Below are 18,744 nucleotides of genomic sequence, written 5' to 3'. Positions count from 1 at the left end.
TAAAAAAAAATATAAAAATAATAAAAATAAATAAAAAACTAATTTTAAAAAAAGAAATTAAAAAAAAATATAAAAATAATAAAAATAAATAAAAAACTAATTTTAAAAAAAGAAATTAAAAAAAAATATAAAAATAATAAAAATAAACAAAAAACTAATTTTAAAAAAAGAAATTAAAAAAAAAAACTGATTTTACTCTAATTTTCTAAAAAAATAACTTTAAACAAATCTAAAACTATTTTTTCTCTTTATGAGCAGTTATAATTGTATAGCTGGAAGCATTTACAGTAATTATTATTCCATCAACAGTCACATAATAATTTTATCCCTTTCTTTCGATAACTGCATTTTCCTGTTTAATCTTATCAATGCAATATGCTACAATATCCTCTACATCAACTTCAATATTTCTTTTTATTCTATCCACACCCATTTCAGTAGTGTGAACCTTATCCAAATTTTCCAACAATATCATATTTTTACCCATAAATAACTATTGATCTAAAAAAACTTTATTCTACAATAAATGTTAAATTGATTATTCTATTTCTTCTTGGTCCATCCAGTTCAATGAAGAAAATTGATTGCCAAGTTCCTAAGCTTAAACTTCCATCAATTATAGGTATAGTCTCAGATGAACCTAATAGGAATGCCCGTATGTGAGATGCAGCGTTATTATCTATAAAATCATGCCTATAATTATCATTTTCCTTAACAATATCTTTTAGAACCTTTTCAAAATCATTTAAAAGTCCTTTTTCATTTTCATTTATACGGATAGCACTTGTAGAATGTTTTGTAAATACATTTACAATTCCAGAACTAATCCTTTTTTCTTTGCTTATTTCATTTAAAATAGCTACAATTTCACTTGTAATATCTATAATTTGAAAATTGGAACTTGTATCAATCATTAAAGACTTTTCAAATATCATAAGAGCACCTATAAAAATCGTTTAAAATTAATCCAATTAAAATTATGAATATACTATCTAATAAATATAAGGACACCTTTTCATTAAAAAAATATACTTCTAATAAATATAAATATACTTTTCATTAGAAAAAAGGAACAATGAATTATATAAAAAAAGAAAAAATTATTAAACAATCACTATTTTAATTTATCTCTAAGTTCCATAATCCGTCTTATGTGCTTACAATGATTCTTTTTATCACTAATTTTTACTCCACCAAATTTTAAATTTTCCTTGCGGTATTTAAAATCTTCACAGTCACAGTTTACTGTGCCTTCTAGAATATCAAAAGTGATCATGTAATGCTTATTTGAAGATTTGCTTAAAATATAATAATCTTCCCATTCATCATTTTTGGAAACTTTTTCAATTATCATACGTCATCAAACTTAATTGAACTTAGGAATAAATAAAGATTTCTAAAAAAATAAAAAAAAATTTATAAAATTAATAAATTAAAAAACTTAGAAAATTTAAAAACTTTAAAATTAAAAAACTTACAAAATTAAAAAAATTAGAATCAAGATTATTCAATATTAATCTTGATCTTCTCGTTTTTCTTTTGTTTTGCTTCCTTAATGTCATTTAGCTTTTCAGTGAAGTCCCTTGCATTCTGGAGTTTCATTTCAATATCGGAAAGCTCTTCCTTAAGGAGCATTTCATCTCTTTTTAGAGAATTGATATAATCTTCACTGCCATTATTGAAGTCTTCATAAATCTCTAAAATTTCTCTTGCTGAAAGAACTGATTCTTCTTTAAGGAATTTTTTGGTATGTGCCTTTATCCTTACGCTTAAAGGTTGTAATCTTTCCTTTTTATCATCTCTTCTTCCAGATGCAGCAGTTTTAGACTCTTCATATGCATCCCAGAATTCAGTGTTCAAATCCTGCAATATTTTAACTCGGTCTTTAAATATCTGTTCTAAATCCCAAATATTAAACTCATCTACATCTTCATAATCCTTAGATTTGAATCCAGAGTTATCAAATTCATAGTTGTTACTTTTTTGGCTGTTATTATCATCATTTTCCATATTTTCAGGCATATTTATCCCCCAATAATATTAAATTAATTGCAATACACATATTATACATCATGTAATACACAAATAACTTTTGTATACTAATAAATTGTCATACAAAATATATAAATGTATTCATTTTATTGAAGGAATTAGCGAAAATTAATTAAGAATAATTAACTAAATAAAGTATAAATTATAAAAAAAGATATACGAACAATTAACTAAAAAAAATAAAAAACAAACAAAATGTGAAACAATGAAAAAGATCTTTTTAATAATGCCAATTCTCGCAGGAATAATGTTTGGATCAGCAGGATTCTTTGTTAGAACCTTAACTGAAAATGGAATAGATTCCATGACCCTGCTTTTTATACGTTTTTCAATAGCTATCATAATTATGCTTTTAGTCATTTTTGCAAATGATAAAAGCTTATTTAAGGTAGACAGATCAGATATTTTTCCATTGATAATTTGTGGACTATGTATTCTTGGACTGAACCTTTTTTATAATCATTCAATGAATATGGTTCCATTGTCTTTAGCAGCAGTTTTGCTAAGTACTGCACCTGTTTTCGTTTTAATTATCGCACATTTCTTTTTAGGAGAAGAAATCACTCAAATAAAAGTCTTTTGTGTACTTTTAGTCATCTTAGGATGTGTTTTAGCAACTGGAATTATTGAAGAAAATATCGAACCAGTGTCAACTATAGGAATTGTCTTTGGACTTATAGCTGCAATTTTTTGGGGAAGCTACTCACTGATATCACGAAAAGAGATTGAAGTAGGAAAACATACTTTCACAATACTATTTTATTCATTAATCACAATTACAATAGTTACTCTTCCTTTTACAAATTTTGGACAGATAACACACTTCGTTAACATAAATATTTTTGGAAACTTAATATTTCTATTATTGCATTCATTATTTACATTTGCATTGCCATACATTTTCATAACAATGGCCTTAAATAAGATAGATGCTGGAACTGTTATGATATTGGCTTCAGGAGAACCAGTAGCAGCATTAGCATTTGGAATTTTAATATATAATGAAATCCCATCACCATTAATGGTCTGTGGAATGTTCATTACAATATTTGCAATCCTTTTATTAAGCAGAAAGTCTTCAAAAGAATCTGACAAGCAAATAGAAAATTAAAAAGAGAAATGCTAAACAAATAATAATGCCCAAAAAAGTCATTAAATAAAAAATAACTTAAAATTAAATAAAAACAATTGAAAATAAATAAATTAATAAAAAATATTAAAATTAATAAAAATAGCTAAAATAAAATAAAAAAAATTAAATGAATTAAACTTATAAAAAGTTTAATGCATTGTTTAATTCTTTATATCTATTTCTAATGGTAACTTCAGTTACGTTAAGAGTTTTCGCAATTTCAGTTTGAGTTCTGCGTTCTCCTAAAAGGATTGAAGCTGCATATAAACCAGCTGCTGCAAAACTTGCAGGATCTTTACCAGAAGTCAATCCTAATTCTCTAGCTTCATTAACTAATTCAAGGGATTTGACTTCAGCGTCAGCAGATAGATTTAATTTGCTAGCAAACCTTGGAATGTAATCGCTTGCTTGGACAATTGGTGGTTTTAAACCTAATTCTCTTAATAAGAATCTGGAATTGGTTCCAATGGTCTTTTTATCCATGCTTGTAACTTCAGAAATTTCATCTAAAGTACGTGGAACTCCACAGAATTTACAAGCAATGTAAACAGTAGCAATCATAAGTTTCCTAATGCTTCTGCCCCTAATTAAATCTTTTTTCAATGCATCCCTATAAATAACTGCACATTCATTTTTCACATCTCTAGAAAGTGATAAGTTGGAAATGATTACAGCTAATTCAGTGAATGCTCTGGATAAATTCCTTTCCTTAGTACTTCTTACACGGGTTTGGTTGTTTATCTTCCATAAGTGGTACCATTTTGCTTTATCCTTAATATTACCTTTTAGATTAAAGCTGGTGCTCATACCACCATCATGGAGAGTTAAGTTTACAGGTGCACCGTTTTGACTGTAGGAATTACCGTCTTTATCTCTAGCAGTTCCTCTGATAGTGGAATCAATGATGTTTTCCTCAAGAACTACTCCGCATTTTCTGCAAGATTTTTCAGAGCGGTTGAAATCGATTAGGATTTCAGTTGATCCACAAACTGGACATACATCCGCATCTGTTCAACATCTGCAGATTGGGATTTTCTTCTACGTCTAGAGTTCCTTTTTAATAATTGGAATACTCTTTTCCTTCAAATTCTTCTTTAAAATAGTTTTTGCCTTTTAATACCTCGTTTTTGATAATTTTTTCACTTATGCTCATATATTTAACCCTTTAATATATACAAATCAGATTACTACTTCATTATCAAAACTTTTAAATAAATGGGGAATCGTATGGTTTTATTAATAAAGTGGGATAACAAAGTTGACAATTAAATAGTAATTAAATCAATACTATTGCATTAAATATTAGAACCAAAAAAAGAATGTTCTAGAAACAATAAATTTTGTGATGTATTATTCAATTAATTGGCGTTAATTGAAAAGCTAAGTCTTTGGTGTAGCTTAGCACGAATCCAAGTCGTGATATATGTATTGTGTAGGAACTTTCAAAGCCCCATTATTTATAGCAAGGTTACTACATTTACAATTTTAAAAGGTAACACTTGCAATAATCATTATTTTAAGTCATGCATGGTTTTTAAAACATATTTATTCAAATAAATTAATTTTTGGTGGCTATAGCAAATAAAAAGTTTTAGAAAAAATCTAAAAAATTTTATGATATGATGTTTTGAATAATTCCCAACACATATAATTTGCATCCGCAGCATATAAATGTATCGAAAAATATGCACGGGATAATATAATTAACATCCGTAGCATATAAATGTATCGAAAAATATGCACGGGATAATATAATTAGCATCCGCAGCATATAAATGTATCGGATTTTACTCAAAAAATGAAAATTTTTGGTCAAGGTTTTTGACCTATGGTCAAAAAGCTTGATTAATAATCTTCTTTCAATACTTTTAATTCACCAGTTACAATGTCAATAATAAGGCCATGAACTGGAACATCAGGAATCAATGGGTGGTTTTTGATTTTGTCAACTACATTGAGAACATTTTCCTCTTCGTCGTCAAATCCTCCAATCCATTCTGCTAAATCATATTTAGCAATATCCTCTTCTTTAATACCTCTTGCAAGCATCTTTTCCTTTAATGCTTCAGCATCAGCGCCAGCCATACCACATTCAGTGTGACCTACAACCAATACCTCTTCTGCTCCAAGGTTGTATAATGCAACACCAATAGATCTGATTGCATCTTCTCCTACAATGGAGTTTCCTGCATTCCTAACTATTTTTGCATCTCCTCTTTCAAGTCCTAAAGCCGGTTCAAAGAAGTCAATCAATCTGCAATCCATACAAGTTAAGATAGCTAATTTTTTTTGTGCATGGTGAGACATTTCCGCTCCTTCAAAGTTTTCAACAAAGTTCTTATTATCAACTAAGATACCATCCAATATAGTCATATATTACACCTCAAATACTTTAAGACTAAAAAGATAATTCATTTTTACAGTTTATAATTATAGTCTTTAAATTTATATTTTTCAAGTAAAATTAAGTAAAATAATCATACTTTGATACATAAATATATGTTTTCTAAACTATATAAAATTATCTTAACTTGTTTTAAAAACAAGGAATTCTATTTTTAACTGTTTAAATATTGTCTAAAAAATGTAAAAATTGTAAAAAATCAAGTGTTGAAAAAATAAAGGAAAGATATGAAAATTAGAATATTATAATATGAAAAATTTAAAAAAAAATATATGAAAAATAGCTGAAGAAATAAATGAAAAAAATAATTTAAAATTAAAATAATGAATAATAATCTAAAATAATAATTTAAAATAATGATTAAAATAATTAATTTAAAAAATAGAATAAAAAAAGAAAATAAAGAGAAAAGATCTCTTAATAATTAAAATCAATTAGTCTAAAAATGCTAATTTAATATTGTCAATAATTTCAGAAAACTTAGCAGCAACTTCAGAATCAACATAGCTGTTTACCATAGTGCTGTCCTGATTTGCAGATTCAGGAACTTGCTCAGTAAGAGGAAGGTTTCCCAAATAAACTACACCCCTTTCAGTTGCAAAGTCTTCTCCTTGACTTTCACCAAATATATTGGTTTTCTCACCACAATGAGGACAAACATAATATGACATATTTTCAATAAGTCCAATATCCTCAATATTCAACATCTTAACCATACCTACACACTTTAAAACATCTTCTTGTGATAGGCTATTTGGTGTGGTTACCATAATGACTGCATCTACACTAGGCAATGCTTGAAGTACAGTCAATGGCTCATCTCCAGTTCCAGGAGGATTATCAATAATCAATACATCAAGGTCTCCCCAAGCGGTGTCTGCCATGAATTGCTTAATTGATCCGGATTTTTGAGGTCCTCTCCAAATGATTGGAGTGTCTTGAGTTTCAATTAGGAATCCCATTGACATAACCTTGATTCCATTTTTGCTCATTACAGGAATCATTTCACCATTTGAAATCATTACATCTTCCCCTTCTACTCCTAACATCTTAGGAATATTAGGTCCGTGAATATCAGCATCAAGAATTCCAGTCAATAATCCTTTTTTCTGGAAAGCTTCGGCTAAATTTGCAGCAACTGTGGATTTTCCAACTCCACCCTTTCCACTCATAACAGCGATTTTATATTTAATATTTTTCATATGTTCCATGAGCCTTAATTCCTGTTCAATCATTTGCTTCTGTTGTTCAGGACTTAAATTTGCAGCTCCATGATGTCCATGTCCATTATTTGCCATTTTATTCCTCGTACAAATTTCATTAAACAGTATAATATATAATGGTTTAGTTATTTAAATATTATTTTTTAAGAAAAATGATTCCACTTGAAACTAATGAAAATTAAAGATTTTTTAATAAAATGAGCCTAATTAGTTAGTATATATATCAGTACTCGATTTAAATATTGAAATTATAATATTCTATTAAAATAATCAAAGTGTTGCAAGATTAAATCAATATTATTCCTAAAACTATCAAAATAATAATAGCTAAAATTAATATAATTAAATAAAAAAATAATCCAAAAAATTCTAAAAAAATCAATCAAAAATTAAATGCCCAAAAAAGAAACAAATGAAAAATTTATCAAAAATAGAACAATAATCAAATGAATTAAAAAATAAAAAAAGAAAAAATAAAAAATTAAATTTCAATTACCAAATCCATAAAAAAGATTTTGGGTCCAGGTTTTTGACCGAAGTCAAAAAACCAGGATTAGAATGGTAAGTGAATATAATGTTTTAAGCTATGGAATGAATTGGTATTCCAATTGTGAATATTACCTAATTCATTTCTACTGCTTGTTGCATCAGCAGAATACCAAACACCATCAATATAGATTTGTGCCCATACGTGTCCAGCTACTAAACCGCTTGAGAATGTACATCCTTGAGCGTGTGAGAATCTAGCTGGTATACCTGCTGCCCTAAAAAGAGCTACAATCAAGTTAGCATGATCACAACAGTTACCTCTCTTATTAAGGTAAGTTCCTATTGCCTTATATTTGGTATCGGAATAATATTCATACTGAATGTTATCTCTAACATATTTGAATATAGCATTAGCCTTATCCCAGGTACTGGATTTTCCAGCAATCAATTTTTGTGCTAAAGCTTTAAGCTCTGCATTCAATGCATCATTTCCAGAAGCTGTCAAGTACTTAGCAAGTTCTGCTGCAGAGAGGGTTTCCACTTCATTTAAACCTTTTTTATATTGGGAAGTATTACCTCTTCTGATGACTCCGTTTACATCATCACTGTCTAATATCACATAGTTTGGCAAGTACTTCTCTTTTGAATAGAAGTCCAATGCCTTACAAAGTCCAAATAGGTATAAGTTTGGAGATATTAAACCAATAGTGCTGTTGTAGTAATTAGGAAGCTTCTTATTTGTATCAGCAAAATCAATTAGTTTTTTAGCTAAATCTAAATAGCCTGCTTTATACAAATTACCCTTAAAGGTTTTATTTCCATTATTTGAGTAATTTCCATCAAGTTTTAAAGCTTCAATATCAATATTTTTACCATCATTAATGTTAAGTAATGCTTTAGCCATTATGTAAGCAAAGGTTGTGGTATTCATTTTAATACCATCTACAGAAACTGTAGCAGGAACCTTATGGTTTTTCTCAACATAAGTTCTTAAAGCAGTTGCTAAAGCTAGTATTTGGCTCATTGAAAATACCTTATCTGAAACAACCTTCAAACTAACAGAACCGGATGAACCAGCATATTCAGTGTCTCCTGCAAACTTATAAGTTAATGTAGCGGTTTTAAGTTTAGCCACATCAATCAATAAACTTGCAACACCATTGGCATTGGTTGTTTTATTATAAGTCTTGCCATCAAATGTGAAGGTAATGACCTTATTTGCAATACCCTTATTGTTACCATCCTTTAAGGTAACGGTATAGGTTGTATTGTTTATAGCAACATTTCCAGAATTTTGAATGCTGGATGCCATCTTTACAGCCAAATCAAATACTCCAGATTCTGATTTGTTATATTTGGTAGTGCCTAAAAAACTATAAGAGAACTTATAAGATTTGCATACAGAAGGATTGATTGTTAAACTTGCAACACCTTTTGCATTGGTGGTTCTCTTATACTCTTTGCCTGAAATGGTAAAGACAAGGGTTTGTCCAGATAAGAGATTGCCAGCACTATCCTTCAAGGTAACAGAATAATCCTTTCCTTTTATAATGGTTGAAGAAGATCCAGTCATTTTTGTAGCTAACTTAGACAAAAGATCTACAGAACCAGAGCTAGCCCCATAAAGGCGGTCTCCAGCAAATTTATATGCAAATTTATAAGTCTTACCTGCACCGGTATTTATAGTCAATCCAACTACACCATTGGCATTTGTAGTTCTCTTATATGTGCCTGTTCCATAAGTAATTGTAACAAGCTTATTTGCAATACCCTTATTGCTATCATCCTTTAAGGTAACTTGATAAGTGTTTCCTTTACAAACTACACCACCTGAATTTATCAATTGAGTTGGAGTCTTAATGAATACATTCAATACCTTAGAGCAAGCGTCATAATAGCTTGAACCTGCATATTGATAAGTCAGACTATAACTTTTACCTGCTGCGGCACCAAGCTTTATTCTAATAATTCCCTGTGCATTACTGGTTACAGTTATAGTCTTTCCATTATAAGTAAATGTGATTTTCTTATTTGCTAATGCATAATTATTTGTATTTTTTAAGACAACATCAAAATTTGTGCCTTTTACTATGCTTGCATCAGATCCAACGATTTTTGTTCCCATTTTAAGATAAAGACTTGCTGAACCGGAAGAGGCATCATAATCATTGTCTCCAGCAAACTTATAAGTTAATTTATAAGTGTTTCCTGCCTTTCCGTCAAGATGTATGGTAGCCATACCATTAGCATTGGTTGTGTTGGTATATGTTTTACCGTTGAAAGTGAAAGTCACTTTCTTTGATACCAACTTATTGCCATACATGTCTGTTAAATAAACACAGTAAGCCTTTTTATATACTGCACTTGGGGTATAAGTTCTAATGTTTGTTGAAATCTTGCTTACAGTCACAGTTTCAGTTAGAGATGATGATTCATATTGATCATCACCTAAAAACATAACTTTAATTATATAATCCATAGGTTTTGTATTAAGAGTTAAACTCGCAATCCCCTTTGAATCAGTAGTTCTTGTATAATTATTTCCGTTTATTGAAAAAATCAACTTTTTGCCAGATAAAACATTTCCATTTTTATCATTTAAAGTGACTGTATAATTATTACCCTTAACTACCTTTTTAGTTGTGGTTGAAATGCTTGTAGCATTCTTGGTTGAATCGGATAATTTTGAATCACTGGAATTAGATACTTTTTTTGGAGTATTGGTTGATGAATTGATAGTTGAAGATTTAACATCAGATGCACTGCTGCTTGATGATTTAGCATTAGAGCTTGCACTGCTTGAAGATTTTGCAGTAGAGCTTCCACTATTGGAAGATGCAACCTTTGAATCATCAGCACTAGCTTTTGTGCCGGAAATTAAATCGGAATTACTGTTAAGTGAATTAGCATCAGCACTGGATAAAGCAATTTGATCATCTACCAAATTTCCACTTGCTGAAACTTCATTTACTGATAAGTACTTCTGATTATCATTTACATCATTTACATCACTCGCTGATACTGAAGCCATTGCAAATATAAGCAAGGACAATATCAACAGAAGGAATGTTTTATTTTTTGTCGAAATAATTTCACCTCTATACATTAAAAAAGAATAAGTTAACATAAAAGAAAAAAATGTTAATATTTTGATAATAATTTGATTATCTAAAAAATTATAATTTAATATTTAATAAAAATAAATCTAAAAAAAATAAATGACTATTTTTTTAAAAAAATAATTTTTTAAGTATAAAGAATTGCCTAATCAATCTTTTAAACTAAAATAATTCTTTTTTAATGTTATATAGAATTTTTTAATTTAATATAATATAAATGTTTCCCTTAAAAAAAATAAAAATAAAGGACATTGAGTTATTAAAAATAGATATAAGGAATTAAAAGATTTTAAAATTAAATAAAAAATCTAAAAATTAATTTTTATTAGAAAATATAGACAAATAATAAATAAAAATTAAATTAAACTAATATTTTTCAATTAAATTAAAAACTATTCAAAAATGCTTTATTAGATAAATAAAGAACTATACACATATATTTTATTAAAATATAACTGTATAAGAACTGTATAAATAAAATATAAATGGAAATTAATTAATTTAATTAAAAAAACAATGAATAAACCTTTTTAAATTAAAAAATAAAAAAGTAAAATTACACATTATATATAATATTAATATATTATAAAGAACATATTTTTTAAATAGCAAATAGCGATTATTTTAGCCAATAAAGGAATATTTGAACTAAAAATTAGAAATAAAGCATTTTTAATCAATGTAAAAATATCTTTAAAAATAACCTAATTAAGTATTGAAAAATAGCTGAAAAATGAGAAAAAACAGTCTAAAAAACATTATAAAAATTTAAAAAAAAATAAAAAAAAAGAAAAAAAGAAAATTAAAAAATATTACAAAATGTAAATATTATTCTATAGTAGGTGGCTATAAGTAAGCCCGATGTTATTACCAGAAGGAGTTTCTCCACCTTCAGATGAACCACCATCAGATGAACCTCCACCAGAAGATCCACCATCGGAAGAACCTCCACCAGATGAACCTCCACCAGAAGAACCACCATCAGGAGGAGCTATACCGTCATCATGGGAAGCAGAATTACCAGAAGGAGTTGAACCTCCACTGCTACCTCCAGAATAACTAGAACTACCGGAACTACCAGAACTGCCAGAATAGCTTGGTGCATAATTATTGCTAGAGCTACTGGAAGAGCTGGAGTAAGTAGGAGCAGAACTGTCACTTACATTTTCAGTAACATTTGTTAAATTTTCTGTATTATTTAAAGTGCTATTATCAGTTGTATTGTTTACCTGTACTTCTGTATCATTAGGAATGCTATTTGAAATGAAGAGGACACCACAAACAACTGCAGCAATAGCTATTAAGATAAGTAGAATTACTATTATCTTATTGCCAGTATCCATATGTATCACTCCCATACTTAATTTGAGTCATAAATTCAATATCAGTTTAATTTATATTTTTCTTTTAATATAAACATTTGCATAATTTACAATGAAATAACTAGAAAATATAAATTTTTTTGGAAAAATTAGAAAAAATATAAATTATTTTGGGAAATATAGAAAAAAATAGAAAAATTGAATAAATCATAAAAACTGTTCTAGAAATAGAAAAAAATAGAAAAATTGAATAAATCATAAAAACTGTTCTAGAAATAGAAAAAATAATTTATTTGAAAAAATAGAATTAATAAAAATTTAGGAAAAAAAGAAAAATAAAAAAATAAAAGAAAAAACCGATTTTTACATGTTTTAAAGTAAAAATCAGGGTTTTATCTTATATCTTATTGATCTCATTGAAATACAAAATTTCATCACATACGACTTCAAGCAAGTCTTTATCGTGACTTACAGCTAATATTCCAATATTATTAGCCTTACAGTGCTTTATAAGCGCTTCCCATATCTGAACCTGTGTTACAGCATCTAGCATAGTGCTTATTTCATCTGCAATGATAAATTTTGTTTCTGGATTAAGAGCTCTTAAAATACTGAAACGTTGCAATTCCCCACCGGAAAGTTCACTTGGCCAACGTGTCAGCCAACTATCTTTAAGACCAAAAGTGTCCTTTAAGTCTTGTGGAAGAATCCATGATTCCCTTAATACCTTTTCCATCTTCCATTTAGGATTCATAGTCTTTTCTGGATGTTGGAAAATTAATTGAACAGAATCAAAACCTTTTCGAGGAATTGGATTTCCATCAATTGTCACTTCTCCAGTATAATGAGTAATGTAACCGGCCATAATCTTACACAGTGTACTTTTACCGCTACCACTGTCTCCAATCAAACCGATTATCTGATTACTATCAAGAGCTAAAGAAATGTCCTTTAATATTTATCTTTTCTTATTATATGAAAAAGAAATATTTTTAGCTTCAAGATTCATCATTTACCTCCTCAACTTCAAGAATTTCTTCAACAACAACATCTTCAGACTCCTCAGAAACTAACTCCTCAGACACCAAATCCTCAGAAACAATCACATCAGACTCCTCAGAAACTAACTCCTCAGACACCAAATCCTCAGAAACAATCACATCAGACTCCTCAGAAACTACAGCTTCTGAATCAGCAGGAATATCCTCATCAAAGTTAAAGCATCTAATCATAGCATCACCATGCTTGATTAATTCAGGCTTATTGTTTTGACATTTATCCAACCTTATAGGACAATTCTCATAATATGGACATCCAGGAACCTCTTCCAATGGTTGAACACCTTTAGTTAGCTTAAATCCATTTTTAGGCAATGCATCCACTAATGCTCTAGAATATGGATGCAATAAATTCTTGGAATTTACGAAATTTTCCACCTTATTGATTTCAATAACATAACCTGAATAGAATATTGCAATCCTATCTGCAGTTTTTAAAGCTACATCAATCTCGTGAGTAATCAATAAAACTCCTTTTCCATTTTCCTTTAGATTTCTAATGTCTTGAATTGTCTCTTCAACACTTTTTACATCAAGACCGGGAGTAGGCTCATCAGCAATCAGCAAATCAGGATCATTTAACAATGCAGTAGAGAGCAAGACCTTTCTTGCCATACCACCAGAAAGTTCAAATGGATATAAGTCATCTACGCTTTCATCCAATCCATATTTGCTGAATACTTCCCTTTGCCTTATTTGCTTTTCTTTACGTTCTTCATCATCCTTACATTCACCAACAGCCTGTTGGGAAACCTTCATCAAAGGATCCAAGAAATTGACTGATTGAGGAATTAAACAAATTTCCCTACCTCTTATCTTTTCCTTAGTTTCTTGGGTTAAAGTTTCTCCCTTAAATTTGATTTCCCCAGTAACATGAGAGTTATAAGGCAAAATACCTAAGATGGAATGAGCTAAAAGACTTTTACCAGATCCACTGGAACCTAATACGGCAACGATTTCACTTTCACCAATATCAAGAGTCAAATCGGATATTACCTTTAAATAATGCCTTTGCAATCCTTGGACATACTGTGTAAAGGATATTGATAAGTTATTAACTTCTAACAATTTTCCCATAATACCACCTATCTAGTTATTTGCCTCACCAGGGTCAAGCAAGCGTTTTAAATTATCGCCGATAATGTCAAAGAGCAATACTACAATCAATAGTGCAAGACCTGGGAAGAATGCTAACCACCAAGCACCCATAGCAAGGTATGACATGGATTCAGATAAAATGATACCGATTGCAGGTTCATGTGGAGATAAACCAAATCCTAAGAATGTTACACTTGCTTCGTGCATAATTGCATGTGGGAATACAAGCAAGGTTCCAACAAAGATTTGGGATAAGACTAAAGGTAAGATATGCTCTTTTGCAATCCATAGCTTGCTTCTTCCTAATCTATTGGATAAAGCCACATATTCAGATGTATTGATCTGCAATACCTCTGACCTAAGCACCCTTGTTAAGTTTACCCAGTGTGAAAATGCTACTGCCATGATTACACCAAATGCACCTTTACCTAATGCGATGGATATCATCATGATCAATAGGATATGAGGTATTGATGCAAATAGGTCAATCAGCCAGGATACGAATTCGTCAAACCATTTGTTGACACTTGCAACAAATGCCAATATTGTAGCAATTATACTGGAAATGATTGATGCGCCGATACCGATTACAATACTTAAGCTTAAACCTTTTATTGTACGGATAAACATATCCCTACCCATCCAATCAGTACCAAATGGATGAGCCAATGAAGGAGCTTGCATCTTTATTGAAAAATCAGTAGGCAAATTAGCGTTAATCATCCATCCTGAAATGAAGATAGCCAATAATATCAATCCTGTAAGACCAATGGTCAAAAGGGTTTTTTGCCTTAAGTTCATGGAACTGAATAATCCTTTATTATACCCTGGCGCCTCACTCATCTTCCTCACCTCTTAATCTTGGATCAACATATTTGTAGATTATATCTGCAATAAGGTTTCCACAGAAAACAAATATGGTACTGATGATAACTATTCCAAGCAATAATGGAACGTCTGACCTTAAACCAGCAGCTACAGTAGCCTGTCCTATACCAGGATATGCAAATACCTGTTCCACAAGGATGGTTCCACCGAACAATTCATTAAATGACATGAATTGAATTGAAATTGCTGGAAGCAATATGTTTCTTATACCATGGTTTTTGATAATTCCCCAGAAGCTTTCACCTCTTGCCTGTGCAAAGAGGAAATAATCACTCTTTTTAACTGAAATAAGCTTGTCTCTTGTATACATTGTCAAGGAAGCGATTCCTACAATACTTAATGTTACTGCAGGCAATATCAATCTATATAACCATTGCCAGAAGGTTACAGTGTCGGATAATTGGCCAATAGGAACTGAAAGTCCGATTGGGAACCAGCCTAAGTATACTGAAAACAACATCAGCAATACCAAACCTATCCAAAAGGTTGGGGAAGATTGCAATATGTAACTGTAGGTTTTGATTGCCTTATCTATCCATGTGCCCTCTTTTGCACCAGCAAGCACACCTAAACCGAAACCTACAATTGCAGAAAGCACCCATGAAACAACCATAAGAGTTAATGAAGCTGTAAATTTCTGTACAATCACTTCAGTTACAGGAACCCTAAAAATCAATGAGAATCCCATGCTTCCACTTGCCAATGTTTGAAGCCATCCCATTACTCGTTCGCCTAATGATAAATTAGTTCCCCAGTATTGTCCCATGATAGCCAATTGCTCCTCACTAACAATTCGCTGACCTAAATAAGCCCTAACAGGATCAATAGGAGATAATTGTATCATTATAAAACTGATTGCTGCAATGACTATTAATAAAATCAATAATCTCACTGCCTTTAATCCTAAAAATTTAGCTAAATTTTTGCTATTAATTTTAATCAACCCTATAAATCTATTAAAAATAAGAATGAAAAATTCTTTATTAAAATCCTTAAAAATCACTTTAATTCCTAAAAACTTTAATTTTTAAAAAATACATAAATTCTAAACTTTAGAAATTCTTAAAAATTACTAAAATCATGATAAAATAATTAAAAAATTATTTAAAGAATCATTTAAAAGACATTAAAAAATCCTACATAAAATAATTAAGAAATTATTTAAAGAATCCTTTAAGAAGCCTTAACGGTTAAAGAATTCTTTAAGTAATCTGATAAAAACAATATTAAAATTACCTAAATACTTATTTAAAAAGTTTTTAAATGAATATCTGAAAAATTATTTAAAAAAATGGTTTATTGAAAAATAAACCACCTTATAAATAATTTAAAAACATGCAATTGCTTTGCACAATTTTCTAAATCATGCAACTAAGTTACACAATACTTCTAAAATTATGCTGTTGCATTTTCAGCAGTTGCATTAATACGTTTCCAATCGTAGATGTTACCCCAAATGTCTCCACCGTGTGGATAGATGAGATGAGTGCTGTTGGAAATGTCTAAGTCATCACTTACGAAGTAAGTGTAGTCCATAGTTCCAAACCATAAGAATGAATTTTGTCCTGTAGCGACTTTTGCAGCTTGTGACCAAGTGCTATATGAAGCATTGGCAGGTTGAGACATTGCAGTGTCAATTAATGTATCTACAGAAGAGTCGTTAAGACCACCAGGGTTATCGTAACCTACACAAGCTACTCTGGAATCGTATTGGTGCTCAATTTCAAATGGATCTGCAGAACCGAATCCCCATACTACTCCTTGGCTATATTTGTCAGGGTCAATTTCGTCCCAGCTTGCACCTTTAGGAGTGATTTCAATACCTAACTTTTTAGCTTGTTCTGCAATAGTTACTGCAATTGCTTGTCTTTCAACAGCAGAGGATTTGTAGTATACAGTGAATGCAGCTTTTTGACCGTCTTTTTCTCTGATACCGTCACCATCAGTGTCTTTCCATCCTGCTTCTTCAAGAAGAGCTTTTGCTTGGTCTACTTGACCATCTTTGTAACCTGCTTCAAATGCCCATGGCAATTGGTCAGCTACACCAGTGTATGAAACGTTACCGTAACCGTTTAATGCACCATCTAATAACTCTTGTCTGTTAATACCGATAGCAAGAGCTTGTCTGATAACTGGGTCACCAGTTACATTGTTACCAATGGTTATGTTGTCTTCGCTTAATTTGCCTTCATCCATTTGAGTTGGTAAGGAAATTCCACGTACATCAATGGAATCGAAGTATTCCATGTGGTATCCATCGATTTTTTCATTTGCATAGGATACTGCTACTTCAGCAATGTCTACATCTCCGTTTTTAACTGCTGCAAATGCTGCATCTGGATCAAGGAATAAGTTAGTGATTTTTGAGAAGTATGGTTTTTCACCATAGTAATCATCATTTCTTTCTAAAATGAATTGTTGACCTTTATCCCATTGAGCTAATTTATAAGGTCCGGAACCTATTGGGTTTTGACCATAGCTTGCATTGTCATAGGTAGCTTCAGGAACGATACCTACATCAGTCAATTTGTTGATGAATGTAGAGTCTGCTTTATCAAGAGTAAAGACTACTTTATTTCCATTTGCTTTAGCTTCCTTCATTGAGCTTAAGTCTGCACCTTCACCTAATTCTTTAGCAGTGTTGTAGGAGAAAGCTACATCTTTTGCAGTTAATTTGGAACCATCAGTGAATTTTACATCATCACGAATGGTTACAGTGTATTTTTTCAAGTCATCAGATATTTCATAATCTGTTGCCAAGTCGTTTACGAATTCATTGCTTGCATTTCTTTTCAGTATAGTACTTTGAATAAGTGGTTCTGTACCGGAATCGTGGTAACCCCAACCGTGCATTGGGTCGAAACCGAATTCAGGCTCTTCTCCGTGAGCAGCTACACAAGTGATTAACTCATCAGGAGCGTGCTCTGAATCACCAGTTAGAAAGTCAAACCAACCAGCAGAAGCAGAACCTACACTGATTATTGCTATCAATGCAATAACTGCACAAATTATAAATTTTCTATCCATATAATTCCCTCTAAAAAAATTGCTTAAATAAGAATAATATCCCAACAGTATTACTTTATTAACCAAATCTCCAAAAAAGTAATACTAATTTTAAAAAAGATATTACAATTATAAATTATATTTTATGATATATAAAGTTATTATAAGTTTTTTCAGAAGTATTACAATTTTATCAAATATTGTTTAAAAAGTAATAAGAAAGTATTAACAAAATTACAAAAAAATCAAAAAAAGTAATAAAAACTAGATTAAACAAAATCTAAAATACAAAAATCAAGGAAAAAAATTAATAAGAGAGTAATAAAAAAATAAAAAAATTATTCAGAAGAAAAACTAAAAAATAAAAAAATAAAAAAAATCACAAATAAATTAAACTAAAAAATAAAAAAAAGCAAAAATATTAAAAATTAATTATTCATTTAAAAATTCACAGACTTTTTCACCTGCAAATAAGCATACTTCCACACACGGAGATTTGTCATCCCCATCTTTTGAGATGTATCCACAAGTTACAGATTCATATTTGTCTTTAAATTCATTGAATAATTTCTTTGAAGCGGAGATGATTTGCTTTTCATCTGCACCTAAAAATCCTAAAGCCATTACAGCACCAGTTACAGCCCCACAGGTTCCTTCAGAGAAGGTTCCGCCAATTCCTCCAGAGAATCCTTTTGCAAGAAGAGCCAATTCTTCAGTAGGCATACCTGCAACATCACAAATTCCCATAAGAGTTGCTTGTGAACAGCTGTAATCCTTTCTGTATTCTTCTATTTTCTTTACTACTTCCTTTGAATCCAAATCCATAATAATCCCTCAATATAATTTAATCAACTGAATAAATAATTAATAAAACATTGTTATAATTATATAAATTTTAATCTTAATAAAGTTTTATAAATGAATTTTTTAATAGAAATTTTTAATTGAGTTTT

Annotated in this window: 14 protein-coding genes and 2 pseudogenes; 1 reads left to right on the top strand and 15 read right to left on the bottom strand. The window is 30.1% G+C overall.

Features of this window, described 5'->3' with window-relative positions; all coding sequences use genetic code 11:
• Positions 1-235: 235 nt before the first annotated feature.
• The 4 genes and pseudogenes from QZV12_RS02795 to QZV12_RS02780 form a co-directional block, all read right to left on the bottom strand.
• Positions 236-475, bottom strand: a pseudogene (locus tag QZV12_RS02795) (DUF3781 domain-containing protein).
• A 37-nt stretch (positions 476-512) separates the two neighbouring features.
• Positions 513-935 carry a secondary thiamine-phosphate synthase enzyme YjbQ gene (locus QZV12_RS02790; RefSeq protein WP_295616850.1) on the bottom strand — a complete coding sequence of 141 codons (423 nt, stop codon included), beginning with the start codon at positions 933-935 and terminating at the stop codon, positions 513-515.
• 179 nt (positions 936-1,114) lie between these two features.
• Positions 1,115-1,354 (bottom strand): hypothetical protein, encoded by a 240-nt coding sequence (locus tag QZV12_RS02785; protein WP_295616847.1) that lies wholly within the window; start codon positions 1,352-1,354, stop codon positions 1,115-1,117.
• Positions 1,355-1,503: 149 nt separating this feature from the next.
• Positions 1,504-2,022, bottom strand: coding sequence for a hypothetical protein (locus tag QZV12_RS02780; RefSeq protein WP_295616844.1), 519 nt, complete (start codon positions 2,020-2,022; stop codon positions 1,504-1,506).
• A 235-nt stretch (positions 2,023-2,257) separates the two neighbouring features.
• Here QZV12_RS02780 and QZV12_RS02775 point away from each other — a divergent pair, with 235 nt between their 5' ends.
• On the top strand, positions 2,258-3,163 hold the full coding sequence (locus QZV12_RS02775; RefSeq protein WP_295616841.1) for a DMT family transporter: 906 nt from the start codon (positions 2,258-2,260) through the stop codon (positions 3,161-3,163).
• Positions 3,164-3,322: 159 nt separating this feature from the next.
• Here QZV12_RS02775 and QZV12_RS02770 read toward each other — a convergent pair whose 3' ends face one another.
• The 11 genes and pseudogenes from QZV12_RS02770 to QZV12_RS02715 form a co-directional block, all read right to left on the bottom strand.
• Positions 3,323-3,991 carry a transcription initiation factor IIB family protein gene (locus QZV12_RS02770; protein WP_295616838.1) on the bottom strand — a complete coding sequence of 223 codons (669 nt, stop codon included), beginning with the start codon at positions 3,989-3,991 and terminating at the stop codon, positions 3,323-3,325.
• A 1,038-nt stretch (positions 3,992-5,029) separates the two neighbouring features.
• Positions 5,030-5,557 (bottom strand): carbonic anhydrase, encoded by a 528-nt coding sequence (locus tag QZV12_RS02760; RefSeq protein ID WP_295616832.1) that lies wholly within the window; start codon positions 5,555-5,557, stop codon positions 5,030-5,032.
• Between the two features lie 465 nt (positions 5,558-6,022).
• A complete protein-coding gene (locus QZV12_RS02755) occupies positions 6,023-6,886 on the bottom strand; it encodes an Mrp/NBP35 family ATP-binding protein (protein WP_295616829.1) in 864 nt (287 codons plus the stop codon).
• A 478-nt stretch (positions 6,887-7,364) separates the two neighbouring features.
• On the bottom strand, positions 7,365-10,331 hold the full coding sequence (locus QZV12_RS02750) for a transglutaminase domain-containing protein (protein ID WP_295616826.1): 2,967 nt from the start codon (positions 10,329-10,331) through the stop codon (positions 7,365-7,367).
• A gap of 921 nt (positions 10,332-11,252) precedes the next feature.
• Positions 11,253-11,762, bottom strand: a complete 510-nt coding sequence (locus tag QZV12_RS02745; protein WP_295616823.1) for a hypothetical protein — start codon at positions 11,760-11,762, stop codon at positions 11,253-11,255.
• A 376-nt stretch (positions 11,763-12,138) separates the two neighbouring features.
• Positions 12,139-12,699, bottom strand: a complete 561-nt coding sequence (locus QZV12_RS02740) for an ABC transporter ATP-binding protein (RefSeq protein ID WP_295616862.1) — start codon at positions 12,697-12,699, stop codon at positions 12,139-12,141.
• A gap of 244 nt (positions 12,700-12,943) precedes the next feature.
• Positions 12,944-13,876, bottom strand: a pseudogene (locus tag QZV12_RS02735) (ATP-binding cassette domain-containing protein); the annotation flags it as partial.
• A 12-nt stretch (positions 13,877-13,888) separates the two neighbouring features.
• Positions 13,889-14,740, bottom strand: coding sequence for an ABC transporter permease (locus tag QZV12_RS02730; RefSeq protein WP_295616817.1), 852 nt, complete (start codon positions 14,738-14,740; stop codon positions 13,889-13,891).
• Complete coding sequence (locus tag QZV12_RS02725) at positions 14,733-15,668, bottom strand: ABC transporter permease (RefSeq protein WP_295616814.1); 936 nt, start codon at positions 15,666-15,668, stop codon at positions 14,733-14,735. Before QZV12_RS02725 ends, QZV12_RS02730 begins: the two co-directional genes overlap by 8 nt.
• A 512-nt stretch (positions 15,669-16,180) precedes the next feature.
• The gene (locus tag QZV12_RS02720; protein ID WP_295616811.1) at positions 16,181-17,812 is read right to left on the bottom strand and encodes an ABC transporter substrate-binding protein; all 1,632 of its coding nucleotides are present in this window, start codon (positions 17,810-17,812) and stop codon (positions 16,181-16,183) included.
• A gap of 411 nt (positions 17,813-18,223) precedes the next feature.
• Positions 18,224-18,616, bottom strand: a complete 393-nt coding sequence (locus tag QZV12_RS02715; RefSeq protein WP_295616808.1) for a C-GCAxxG-C-C family protein — start codon at positions 18,614-18,616, stop codon at positions 18,224-18,226.
• Positions 18,617-18,744 lie beyond the last annotated feature (128 nt).

Source organism: uncultured Methanobrevibacter sp., from assembly GCF_902769175.1.
GTDB lineage: Archaea > Methanobacteriota > Methanobacteria > Methanobacteriales > Methanobacteriaceae > Methanobrevibacter.
The sequence above is the reverse complement of the archived record's forward strand: the minus strand, read 5'-3'. Positions and strand labels throughout refer to the sequence as shown.